Source organism: Tepidimonas alkaliphilus (assembly GCF_007556595.1).
In the GTDB taxonomy this organism is placed as follows: domain Bacteria; phylum Pseudomonadota; class Gammaproteobacteria; order Burkholderiales; family Burkholderiaceae_C; genus Tepidimonas; species Tepidimonas alkaliphila.
Map to the genome: position 1 here is coordinate 1 of NZ_VJNB01000019.1, position 11,549 is coordinate 11,549.

12 protein-coding genes and 2 pseudogenes are annotated in these 11,549 nt (G+C 61.8%); 1 reads left to right on the top strand and 13 read right to left on the bottom strand.

The window, feature by feature from the left end; translation table 11 throughout:
• Positions 1 to 238: pseudogene (locus Talka_RS12160) on the top strand (hypothetical protein); the annotation flags it as partial.
• A gap of 19 nt (positions 239 to 257) precedes the next feature.
• Here Talka_RS12160 and Talka_RS12165 read toward each other — a convergent pair.
• From Talka_RS12165 to Talka_RS11600, 13 genes and pseudogenes are all read right to left on the bottom strand, one after another.
• Positions 258 to 446, bottom strand: a pseudogene (locus Talka_RS12165) (nucleotidyltransferase substrate binding protein); the annotation flags it as partial.
• Complete coding sequence (locus Talka_RS11545) at positions 443 to 1,597, bottom strand: glycosyltransferase (protein WP_143891472.1); 1,155 nt, start codon at positions 1,595 to 1,597, stop codon at positions 443 to 445. The gene Talka_RS11545 and the pseudogene Talka_RS12165, both read right to left, overlap by 4 nt.
• A complete protein-coding gene (locus tag Talka_RS11550) occupies positions 1,594 to 2,754 on the bottom strand; it encodes a glycosyltransferase (RefSeq protein WP_185970152.1) in 1,161 nt (386 codons plus the stop codon). The genes Talka_RS11545 and Talka_RS11550 overlap by 4 nt, the downstream gene beginning before the upstream one ends.
• On the bottom strand, positions 2,751 to 3,881 hold the full coding sequence (locus Talka_RS11555; protein WP_143891473.1) for a glycosyltransferase family 4 protein: 1,131 nt from the start codon (positions 3,879 to 3,881) through the stop codon (positions 2,751 to 2,753). Before Talka_RS11555 ends, Talka_RS11550 begins: the two co-directional genes overlap by 4 nt.
• On the bottom strand, positions 3,878 to 4,852 hold the full coding sequence (locus Talka_RS11560; RefSeq protein WP_143891474.1) for a glycosyltransferase: 975 nt from the start codon (positions 4,850 to 4,852) through the stop codon (positions 3,878 to 3,880). Before Talka_RS11560 ends, Talka_RS11555 begins: the two co-directional genes overlap by 4 nt.
• On the bottom strand, positions 4,839 to 6,089 hold the full coding sequence (locus tag Talka_RS11565; RefSeq protein ID WP_185970154.1) for an oligosaccharide flippase family protein: 1,251 nt from the start codon (positions 6,087 to 6,089) through the stop codon (positions 4,839 to 4,841). The genes Talka_RS11560 and Talka_RS11565 overlap by 14 nt, the downstream gene beginning before the upstream one ends.
• A complete protein-coding gene (locus Talka_RS11570) occupies positions 6,082 to 7,212 on the bottom strand; it encodes a DegT/DnrJ/EryC1/StrS family aminotransferase (RefSeq protein ID WP_143891476.1) in 1,131 nt (376 codons plus the stop codon). The genes Talka_RS11565 and Talka_RS11570 overlap by 8 nt, the downstream gene beginning before the upstream one ends.
• Entirely contained in the window at positions 7,209 to 7,622 is a 414-nt protein-coding gene (locus Talka_RS11575; protein WP_143891477.1) for a sugar 3,4-ketoisomerase, read from the bottom strand. The genes Talka_RS11570 and Talka_RS11575 overlap by 4 nt, the downstream gene beginning before the upstream one ends.
• Positions 7,623 to 7,663: 41 nt before the next feature.
• Positions 7,664 to 8,233 (bottom strand): GNAT family N-acetyltransferase, encoded by a 570-nt coding sequence (locus Talka_RS11580; protein WP_221933895.1) that lies wholly within the window; start codon positions 8,231 to 8,233, stop codon positions 7,664 to 7,666.
• The gene (locus Talka_RS12250; RefSeq protein WP_143891478.1) at positions 8,166 to 8,705 is read right to left on the bottom strand and encodes an acyltransferase; all 540 of its coding nucleotides are present in this window, start codon (positions 8,703 to 8,705) and stop codon (positions 8,166 to 8,168) included. Before Talka_RS12250 ends, Talka_RS11580 begins: the two co-directional genes overlap by 68 nt.
• Positions 8,702 to 9,793, bottom strand: coding sequence for an NAD-dependent epimerase/dehydratase family protein (locus Talka_RS11590; protein ID WP_246100681.1), 1,092 nt, complete (start codon positions 9,791 to 9,793; stop codon positions 8,702 to 8,704). Before Talka_RS11590 ends, Talka_RS12250 begins: the two co-directional genes overlap by 4 nt.
• Positions 9,780 to 11,054, bottom strand: coding sequence for a Vi polysaccharide biosynthesis UDP-N-acetylglucosamine C-6 dehydrogenase TviB (tviB, locus tag Talka_RS11595; protein WP_143891479.1), 1,275 nt, complete (start codon positions 11,052 to 11,054; stop codon positions 9,780 to 9,782). The genes Talka_RS11590 and tviB overlap by 14 nt, the downstream gene beginning before the upstream one ends.
• Before the next feature lie 19 nt (positions 11,055 to 11,073).
• A partial coding sequence (locus Talka_RS11600; RefSeq protein ID WP_221933896.1) for a hypothetical protein occupies positions 11,074 to 11,549 on the bottom strand: 476 nt, incomplete at its 5' end.

Sequence of the window (11,549 nt, forward strand, 5' to 3'; positions counted from 1 at the left end):
CTTGCACCGCAGCGTGCCCGATGAGTTCTTCCGTGTCGCGCTGCGCCAGAAGGTCTGCACGGAGCTCGTCGAACTGCAGCGCGACCTGGATGCCTGGCTGCACCACGACAACCATGAGCGGCCGCACCTGGGCTACCGCAACAACGGTCGCACCCCGTACCAGACCGTGCAGCGCTTCGTGCAGCAGGTCCGACAGGAGCCTGCCGACGAGTCAACAACTGCAACCCAAGAAGGTTAAGAGTACACGTGATGCCTTCATATTCCAGATAGTCCTTCAGCACGTTCCAAGCCAGCTCGTGGGTGAACTCGAACGCCTGGATCAGCCCCTGTCGCTCAAGCTCTGACAGCGGTCGAGAATGCCGCAGTGTCACCGCATCCGTCAGCTGCCGCAGCGCACGGCCGAAGTTGTCGAAACGCTGCTTCCAGCGCACGTCGGGTAGGGTCATGATCTTTCCCCTTTGGGATGGTCGAGCGCAACCGCCTCCTCCCACACCGAACGATAACGCTGCACCATCGCCTCGATGCTGTAGCGCTGCTCGATGCGTTGGCGGCACACCTGCTGCCGCGCGCGCCAGCCGGGGGCATCCCGCCACGCGTGCAGGGCATGCTCCAGCGCGCCCGCCAGGGCCGCCGCGTCGCGCGGCGGCGCCACCCAGCCCGTCTCGCCCACGATCTGCGCGGCATCACCCACATCGGTCGTCACGCACGGCGTGCCGCAGGCCATGGCCTCGGCCAGCACGTTGGGGAAGGCCTCGCCATACGCCGAGGACAGCACATGCACGTCCAGCGCGTTCATCACGGCCGGAATGTCCGCCCGGGGCCCCAGCAGGCGCACCTCCTCCTGCAGGCCCGCCGAGCTGACAGCCTGCGCGAGCGCCGCATTGCCCGCGTCCACCCCCGTGCCCACCAGCACGACGCGGAACCCATGGCCGGCCTGGCGCAGCCGCCCCAGCGCCGCGATCAGATTGGGATGATCCTTCTGCGGGTCGAATCGCGCCACCATGCCGAGGAGCGGCACGTCATCCGGCACCCCCCACTCGCACCGCAGTCGCGCGCGCGCTTCAGTGTCCGGGCGGAAGCGCGCCAGGTCATACCCATTGGGGATGACCACCATGCGCGCCCGGTCATACCCCAGGGCCGCGTGCACCTGCACCGCCGCCTGGGCGCAGGCGACGATGCGCTGCGGCACCCGGCGCGACAGCCACCCGCACAGCCGCGCCACCACGATCGTGCCGCGCGACGAGCGCCCCGGCTCCAGCGTCGTGTTGCGCACCCCCCACACCACCGGCGCGCCCGCCAGCCGCCCCGCCACGCCTCCCAGCAGGTCCGCGTGGTACATCCAGGTCTGGATGACGTGCGGACGCGCCTGCCGCACCGCGCGCCACAGGCCGCGCAACCCCACCCACGTCAGCCGCCCGCGCGGCATGTGCAGGGCCGTCACCGCCACTCCGCGCTCGGCGAGCAGAGGTCCGTACTTGCCCAGCCCGGTGAGCGAGACGACCTGATGTTCGTCGTGCGGGTCGTGGGTGATGAGGCGATGCAGCACCGCTTCCGCCCCGCCGTCGCCCAAGCCCGTGATGACGTGCAGCACCTTCACCTCCGCGCCTCCTGCGCCGCCTGCCGCGGCAGCCCGAGCACGTCGAGGTAGGCGTCCACGGCCCGCTCCTGGTCGAAGTCCCGGGCGCGCAGGCGGACATCGGGCCGCTGATCGGGCGGCGTGGCCAGCACCGCCAGCATCGCGCGCGCCAGCGCATCCGCATCCCCCACCGGCACCAGAGGCCCCCAGCGGCCATCCTCCAGGATCTCGCGCGGGCCGCTGGGGCAATCGGTGGCCACCACCGGTGCGCCGCAGGCCATGGCCTCGATCAACACGCCGGGCAACCCTTCCCACCGCGACGACAGAACGAACAAGGCCGCCCGCGCAAAATAGGCATACGGATTACGCGCAAAGCCGGGCAGTTGCACCTCGTCATCCGTCAGCCCGAGCTGGCGGGCCAGCGCCTCAAGCTCCCCGCGCAGCTCACCTTCGCCCAGGATTAGCAGACGCACAGGGCGCTGCCGCCGCACCTGCGCAAACGCCCGCAAGAGCGTCGGGAAATCCTTCTGCTCAGTCAGTCGGCCCGCCGCCACGATGACGGGCCGCTCATCCGCCTGCGACCACGGGTGAGGGGCCCGCTCCCGCGCCAGCCGGTCGATGCGCGCCAGATCGAACGGGTTGTAGATCGCCTGCACCCGGCCCGCCGGCAACCTGGCAAAGCGCTCCAGATCGCGCGCCGCTTCCCGCGACACCGCCGTCACGCCATCGGCCCGCCGATAGGCCCATGGCACCAATGCATAGACGAGGCGCCGCTGCAGACCGTGGGCACGAGGTGCTTCGGAACCAATGTGAACACGCTCCGACACCACCAACCGCCCCGGCCGCCCCGCCAGCCTGTGCGCCAACACCGCCACGACGTTGGCGTGGTTCATGAACGACAGCATCGCCACCGGCCGCTCGCGGCGCCAATAGCGCACCAGGGGCAGAAGCGCCCGGACGACCCGGCCGGCCTTCAGATCGACGATGCGCACATCCCGGCCGACGTCCGCCAGATAAGGCCCCTGCGCACGGGCCAGCACCAAGTCCACCGCGAAGCCGCGCGCCGCGATGCCATTGGCCAGCGTCACCGCCACCCGCTCGGCGCCGCCGCCGTTGAGGGAGGGGAGAAACAGCGCTACCCGCGCCGCGCGACCGATACCACGCCCGCCCGTGATCATCCGCGCCCCTTGATCTGCGTCAAATCCATGAAAAGTCGCTCCCACATCCCCGCGATCCGCCCCATCGAAAACCGCTCCCGCACCTCCACGGCCCGCGCGGCGTAGCGTTGTCGTAGTGCATCATCTGCCATCAGCCGCGCGAGCGCCCGGGCAAGCGCATCCACATCACCGGGGGGCACAAGCAGACCATCCACCTCGTGGCGGATGATGTCGCGCGGCCCTGTGTCGCAATCGAAGCTGACCGCGGGCAGGCCATGCGCCATGGCTTCGGCCAGGGTGTTTGGAAAACCCTCGAAGCGCGAGCTCATCACATAAAGATCCGCTGCTGCATACCACTCGCCTACATTGCCCGCCCGTCCCGGCAATGCGACCCGCTCCGTCAAGCCGGCCGCCGCGATCTGCTGCATCAGCACACCCCGCAGCGGGCCTTCGCCCAGAATGATCAGCCGCCAGCGGGGAAACCGTGCGGCAAGTTCCTGAAAGGCGGCGATCAGGAGATCAAAACGTTTTTCGTCAACCAATCGACCGACCGCAAGCAACAGGCGCTCGCCCTCTCTGCTACGGGCCGGCGGCTCGAGGTAGGGCGCATGCGTGGGCAACGGATACGGCACGGCATTGGGAATGACCGGCACGCGGCGGGCCGAGGTATGCCGGCGCAACCAGGCGGCTGATTCTTCGGTGAGCGCAACAACCCCATCAAGCTCACGGTAGGTCTGCCGCCGCAGCCATTCCCACATCCGCCCCAGGGGATACTGCGGCGGATGGGTGCGCTCCGAGCCGATGCGGACGATCCCCGGCAACCCCGCGGCCGCCAACGCCAGCAGGATATTGTTCTTGTCCATCATCGCCAAGGCGACATCTGGGCGGATTTCTTGCAAGACACGCCGAAGCGCAACGATGCGACGCAGGGCATTGACAAGGCCAAACCCCACATTGGGGCTTTCACGCAGCAGTCCGAGCCCGATGCGCCGCACCGAAGCGGGCAGTTGATAAAAATCGGACTCCGCATCGGAAAGCGTGACGACCGTCAATTGCCATCCCTTGCCGTCCCAATGGGTTGCCAGGTTCGCCGTAACACGCTCTGCGCCGCCGGAGGAGAGGGAGGAGATGAAGATGAGGAGGTTCACTTCCCCTCCATAAGTTTGTTACGCCTTCTAACCCAGGGAAAATAGCTTACTAGCAACCAGTAAAAGATTTTCGGTGATACCCAACCGCACCTCAAGCTTTCCAACAGCAAAAGCCGCCCAATTGAGGCATCCCCAGCAAGAATATAATTGATACCTCTAGAGTATCTCATTCTCACAATAGCTTTTCTTACCGCCGGAACCAGCCATGGGTATTTCGCCTCTGTTATGGCCAAAGTCACGTAAGGATCTGCCCGGTAAACGTTACTCCGGTTGGTGATGTTGTTCTCATGCCTGCGATAGCGCGCCAATACCTCGGGCAAAAACACCACCCGCGCGTTCGCATCTGACCCTGCCAGCACTTCTATCCACATGAGCCAGTCCGATGCGTAAGGCACACGATAGTCATAGCCGTGTTCCGGTATGGCATCGCGGCGGACCATGACTGACATAGCTGCCATAAGCATATTCCCGCTCTCGACAACATGCTTGACAACTGCGTGTGCAAAACCAGATTTGGGCGGATAACTTTTTGAACCACTGCTTTTGAAACAGATCGTCTCATTCGTTTCCGACTGAAACACTTCGATGTCGTGGTAGCACAACACAATACGCTCATCCGCCTCCATTGCTGCAACCTGCTTGGCGATTTTTTCGGGCAAAAAAAGGTCGTCTCCGCCCATATGCGCCACATACTTCCCTCGGCAGCGCCTCAAAACCTCGTTGCTATTTGCGGTAATGCCAAGATTGCGCTCATTCCGGAACGCGACAATCTTTCCTGGGAATCGAGCCTTGTATTCGCAGATGACATCCCACGTTCCATCACTCGAACAGTCATCACCAACGACAACCTCAATATTGTCATACGTCTGATTGAGCACCGACTCCAGGGCAGGCCCAATAAATTTTTCCTGATTGTAAGCAATCACAAATATTGACACCAAGGGCTTGGATACAACACTACTCTCGACCATAACTCACCTCGCAATGCCACGCCATCGCTCCATTTCCTATGATTGAAACAAAGTAAGTTCCCAGAAACGCATAAACCGCCCCTTTCATTCCATATCCGGGGATCAGCCACAGGTTGGCACCCAAGCTCACGATGCCAAGCAACAGGGTGATGGCTGACGCCTGCCAGAAATACCCCCGCCCGATCCACTGCGGGGCCATCACGGTGGAGAAGGTCATGCCAATCAACCCCAGCAGCATCCATTGGAAGGGTTCGACCGCTGGACGAAAGGCTTCCCCTGCCAGCAGGGTGATACCCCAGGGGGCAAGCAGTGCGGCAAAAGCGCTCAGAACCACCATGCCCAACGTGATTTGTTTGAGCAGTTTTTTATTGGCCGGCCAGGCACCATCGGGGCCGAGTGTGGCCACCTTGCCATAGATCACCATGCTCGCCGACTGCGGAATGATCATGAGAACCCCAAGTAACTGGGTTGCCAGCTGAAAATAGCCAGTCTGCTCCGCACCGTGATAATGGTTGAGGATGAGCACATTGGCCGAGGTGAAAAAAAAGGTGCCAATGGCGTTCAGGTGCAATTTGGCACCACCACGCAACAAGGCCACGATTTCTACTTTTGATGGCTGGCAAGAGGAGCCGGTGTTCTGTGCATACTGCCAGAGAAACCGTAGCCCCCCCAAAGCCACCACGATCTGCCCAACCAGAGTGGCTAGCAGTGCGCCGACAACTCTCCATTGAAGCCACGCGACCAGCACGAAAATGGCCATCACAGCTAACGTGCGACCAACTATTTGAAATACGTTGTAGATACGTAGCCGTTCAAGCCCCATCAAAAGCGAGCTGCCGTACTGTTCCCAAATCAAAAAAGGCAGCGCCAGAAAACCCACCAGCAAGGCCCATCCGGGCAAGCCTTTGAAGGCCCCATCGGGAAAAGTGACATACATCGCTGCTGCCACCCCCCACCCCAACAGCGTCAGCAGCCCCGCCAGCATCAAAAGGCTGCCCAGCAGTGGGCCAAAGCATCGCCGCTGCGCATCGTTGGCCATACGGTGCAGCGCCACCTGGCCAAGGCTCAAGTAGCCCAATGTGCTGAACATCGCCACCCACGTGGTAATGGCCGCAACTTGCCCCCGCCCTTCCGGCCCCAAAAGTCGAGCCGTCACCGCCAGCGTAAAAACACCTACGAGCAGAGAGTAAATCTTGGCCCCGCTGCTGTGGGCGATGTTTGTCCAGATTTCACGCACGGGAAAATCCCATGACCGCGCGGGCGATCGATGAAACAGCATCTGTATCGAGATGCGGCCCCATGGGCAGGCTCATCACCTCGCGGTGGATACGCTCCGAAATTGGGAATGCGCCCTCACGGTAACCGAGCTCGGCATACGCGGGTTGCAGGTGGGGCGGTATGGGATAGTGAATCATGGTGCCGATGCCGCGCTCGGCCAGGTAATTTTGCAAGACATCGCGCTGCTGGCTGCGCACCACAAAGAGATGCCACACCGGGTCGGCCCACTCGGGGACGAAGGGCAGCGCAATTTCCCTCACCCCCGCCCCCTCTCCCAAAGGGCGAGGGGAGAGATGATTAAAGTATTCGATAGCCAGCGCCTTGCGCCGCGTATTCCATTCGTCCAGCTTCTTCAGTTTCTCGCGCAGGAAGGCCGCCTGCAATTCGTCGAGCCGGGAATTGAAGCCTTTCACCTCGTTGTGATACTTGATGCGCGAGCCGTAGTTGGAGAGCACGCGCACCTTGTCAGCGAGCTCTGCATCATTGGTCGTCACCGCGCCCCCATCGCCCAGCGCCCCGAGATTCTTACCCGGATAAAAACTGAAACCCGCGGCATCACCCAGGCTACCGACGCGCCGCCCTTTGTACCGCGCCCCGTGCGCCTGCGCGGCATCCTCGATCACTTTCAGACCATGCTTGCTCGCTACCGCGTTGATGGCATCCATATCCGCCGGCTGACCATACAAATGCACCGCGATGATGGCGCGAGTACGCGGAGTGATGGCCAACTCGATGCGCAATGGGTCGAGGTTGTAGGTGCGCTCATCCGGCTCCACCGGAACGGGCGTGGCCCCGGCGTAGCTCACCGCCAGCCACGTGGCAATGTAGGTATTGGAAGGCACGATGACCTCGTCTCCCGGCCCGATGCCATACGCGCGCAGAATCAGGTGCAGCGCCTCCAGCCCATTGCCCACACCCACGCAATGCTCAGCCTCGCAATAGGCGGCGAATTCCTGCTCGAACTGCTTAACCTCATTACCGAGAATGTACCAGCCGGAATCGAGCACGCGGTCGAATGCGGCCTGCAGTTCTGCGCACAGCTCGTTGTGCGGGGCTTTCAGATCGAGAAAGGGAATGTTCATTTCGTGGCAGCTAAACGCAAAAACTCTTCATAGTCACGGATGTAATCATTCTCTTTATAAAAATCCGATGCCAGCACTAAACAAACAGAACCCGGATCGAAATTAACCTCTGACGCCCAAATCATTGGGGGAATGTGCAATCCCTTCCACGGTCTGTTAAGGTGGACGCTTCGCTTACCTTCGCCATCGTCAAGCAAAACATCAAAACTTCCAGACAAACAAATCAAGAATTGATGCAGTTTTCTGTGAGCATGCGCTCCCCGACCCTCCTCTGTCGGCACATCGTATAGATAAAAAACACGTTTTATCTCAAATGGAATATGCCGCCCGCCTTCGATGAACGATAGATTGCCGCGCGGATCGCTGATTTTCGGTAGCTCAATGAGTTTGCATTGCTCGATTCGACTCATGGTCGCACCCATCCATTATTTTTTAACGACCCAAGATGCCACTACATCCACTCAATCGTAATTGATTGCGGCAGAAATTTATGATATCGCCGCCTGGCTGAGTCAATCGCAATTGAATCGATCTCGTACAAATAATCTTGATCGGTTTCACCCACCCGTTTTGCTCCAAACCGCTCATGAAATCTCCACACGCTTTCGTTGCCTTTTCTTACATCGAAATGCGCGCGCTTGAACCCGAGATGATCAATCGCATACGCATATACGATGAGCGCGGACTCGATCGCAGCCGTTTGAGGCGCACCATCTTTTAATATCCAACTTCCCCAACAAAAACTATCTTCTCTCGGGTCATATAAACGTACCGTTCCGACCGGCTCGCCTGCATAGTCTTGAATGATGAAATAGGCTTGATCTTGTACCTGCGCGTATTCGTTCAACCATCTAATCTGGGCATTCAGTGCCGCCGGGGTTTTAGACAAATATCGCGATTTTCGTTCGTCGGTGCGCAGGCGAAGGATGAACGCCGCATCCGCTGCCGTCACGTCACGTAGCACCAGGGTTCTCCCTGTAATGCGTCTGGCTTTGCGCAGTGCCGGCCACGACATGTTCATGGCCTTGCTCCGCAATAACGCCTACGATTCGCGCCGGATTTCCAATCACGATCGCCCCGGCAGGCACGTCTTTCGTGACGACCGCACCGGCCCCGACCATTGCTCGCTCGCCGATCACAACGCCGGGCAAGATGACGGCCCCCCCCCCGATCGATGCCCCTTTCCGGACAACAGTCGTCGTGAATGATTTGGGGTAAACCTTGGAGCGTGGAAACTTGTCGTTGGTAAACGTCACGTTTGGACCGATGAAAACATCATCCTCGATCCGGAGGCCGTCCCACAGCTGGACTCCGCTTTTAATAGTCACACGGTCGCCTATAACCACATCGTTCTCAATAAAGACATGAGCACAGATATTGCAGTCTCGACCTATTCGCGCATTCGCCAGCACAACACAATATTGCCAAATACGTGTGCCGTCGCCGACGCTGGCGCTTTGCACTTCTGATGTTGCGTGGACAATTATCTTCATCGATCGCAATCGAAGTCTCTACCGTTGCACTGGGTGCGTAACGCCCACTCACAATAGCTCAAATACCACCGCACGAACCGCGCCACACCCTCGCGGAACGGCGTGCGCGGCGCGTAGCCGGTCAGGCGCTTGAGCAGCCCGCAGTCGGCCCAGGTGGCCGGCACGTCGCCGGCCTGCATCGGAAGATGACGGCGCTGTGCGGGGCGGCCGACCTCGGCCTCGATCGCCTCGACGAAGTCCAGCAGGCGCACCTTGTCGGAGTTGCCGATGTTGACCACGCGCCACGGCGCGGCGGGGCTCAGCGTGTCGCCCTCCACCGGCTGCCAGCCCGCTTCGGGCGTGCGCGCCTCAGGCGCCGGCGGGACGGCCTCGATCAGCAGCCGGATCGCGTGCACGAGGTCGTCCACGTAGGTGAAGTCGCGCCACATGTCGCCGTGGTTGTAGATCTCGATCGGCGTGCCCTCCAGAATCCCGCGCGTGAACTTGAACAGCGCCATGTCCGGCCGCCCCCACGGGCCGTAGACGGTGAAGAAGCGAAACATCGTCGTCGGCACGCCGTGGATGTGCGCCCAGGCGTGGGCCATCGCCTCGTTGGCCTTCTTGGTGGCGGCGTACAAGGTCAGCGGCCAGTCGGTCTTCTGCTGTTCGTCGAACGGCAGCGCCTCGTTGGCGCCATAGACGCTGCTGGTGGAGGCCATCAGCAGGTGGCGGGGTTTGAGCTCCCGGGCCACCTCCAGCACGTGGAAGGTACCGATCAGGTTGGCGTCCACGTAGGCGCGCGGGTTTTCCAGGCTGTAGCGCACGCCGGCCTGCGCGGCCAGGTGGACGATGACGTCGGGCTGCGCGGCGCGCGCGGCGGCCTCAAGCGCCGGCAGGTCCTCCAGCATCGCCTCGGTGGCGGAAAATCCAGGGTGTTCGCGCAGCAGCGCGTGGCGACGGTGCTTGAGCCGCACGTCGTAGTAGTCGGTGAGACCATCGTAGCCGTGCACGACATGGCCTTCCTCCAGCAGCCGCCTCGCCAGGTGAAAGCCGATGAAGCCGGCGGTGCCGGTGATGAAGACGCGCATCGGGCGATCAAAGGCGGGCATCGACGGCCTCCTTCGGCAAGACGTGCTTGACGTCATAGAGGACGCCCTGGGGCTTCAGCCAGGCGCGTATGGCCGCAGGACCGGCGTCACGGAATTGCCGGTGCGCCACGGCAAGGACAACCGCGTCGTAAGTGGCTTCGGGAGGATCCGCCATCAGTTCCAGACCATACTCGTGGCGGGCCTCGTCAGCACTGCACCACGGGTCGTGAACGTCGACTTGCGTGTGATACTCCCGCAAAGTACTGATGACGTCCACCACCTTGGTGTTGCGCAGGTCGGGGCAGTTTTCCTTGAACGTCAGCCCCAGCACCAGCACGCGCGCCCCCACGGGGTTGATGCCCCGCCGCACCATGAGCTTGATGACCTGCTCGGCCACATAGGCGCCCATGCTGTCATTGATGCGCCGGCCAGCCAAAATGACCTCCGGGTGATGGCCCACCTCCTGCGCTTTGTGCGTCAGGTAATAGGGATCGACCCCGATGCAGTGACCACCGACCAGCCCGGGACGGAAGGGAAGAAAGTTCCATTTGGTGCCGGCAGCTTCCAGCACTTCAGCCGTATCGATGCCCAGCCGATTGAACAGCACGGCCAGCTCGTTGATGAGGGCGATGTTGACGTCGCGCTGGGTGTTCTCGATCACTTTGGCGGCTTCGGCCACGCGGATGGAGCTGGCCTTGTGCGTGCCGGCGGTGATGATCTGGGCGTAAAGGGCGTCGATAGCGTCGGCTGCTTCCGGGGTGCTGCCGCTGGTGACTTTTTTGATATGGGGCAGACGGTGCGCCTGATCGCCCGGGTTGATGCGCTCGGGGCTGTAGCCACAGAAAAAATCTTGGTTGAAGCGCAGGCCGCTCGCCTGCTCCAGCACCGGCACACAGACTTCCTCGGTGGCGCCGGGATAGACGGTGGATTCATAGATGACGACGTCGCCCGATTTGAGCACGCTGCCCACCGTCTGGCTGGCCTTGATGAGGGGAGTCAAATCAGGACGGTTGAAACGGTCAACCGGAGTGGGCACGGTGACGATGAAGATGTGGCAGTCGCGCAGGTCTTCTCGGTCGGAAGTAAACCGCAGCTTCGTGGCCGCCCGCAGCTCCGCTTCCGCGACCTCCAGGGTGCTGTCTCGCCCCGCGCGCAGCTCGGCAATGCGCTCCGGCTTGATGTCAAAGCCGGTGACAGGGAAGCGCTTCCCAAACTCCACCGCAAGCGGCAGACCAACGTAGCCCAGGCCGATAACGGCGATCGGTTGTCCAATCAGGTTCATTGATGCGGTTTCCTCCTGCTCACATCCCCCACACGCCGATGGTGCGGCCGCCGATGGTCTCGCGGCGGTGGAAGATCTTCTCCTCCCAGCTCCGCCCGGGCCGGCGGTCGAAGACGATCAGGTGCGCTTCCTGCGCGCCGCACTGGTCGGCATACGCCGCCGTCTGGGTGAGCCCTTCTTCGATCGTCGCCTCTAGGCTCTTGTGCAGGATCTTGAGTTCGAGAACGACGCGCTGCACCGGCCCGAGAAAGCCTTGCGCTTCATCCAGCGGCCACTCAAGGAAGAGGTCGGTTCTTCGGCGCCCAAGGCCGTATTCGCGGCTGATGCGGCCGCCTCCGTTGACGATCCTCTGCAGGAAGGCCTGCAGCAGCAGCTGCGGGCCGGCTTCCTTGTATTGAAAGCGCTCGATCCAGGCGTCGGCGTTTTCGCGGAAAAACTGCTGGAAGGCGGCAAGGAGCTTGTCCATGTCCAGCCGGCGGTCTTGGGGGCGGACAT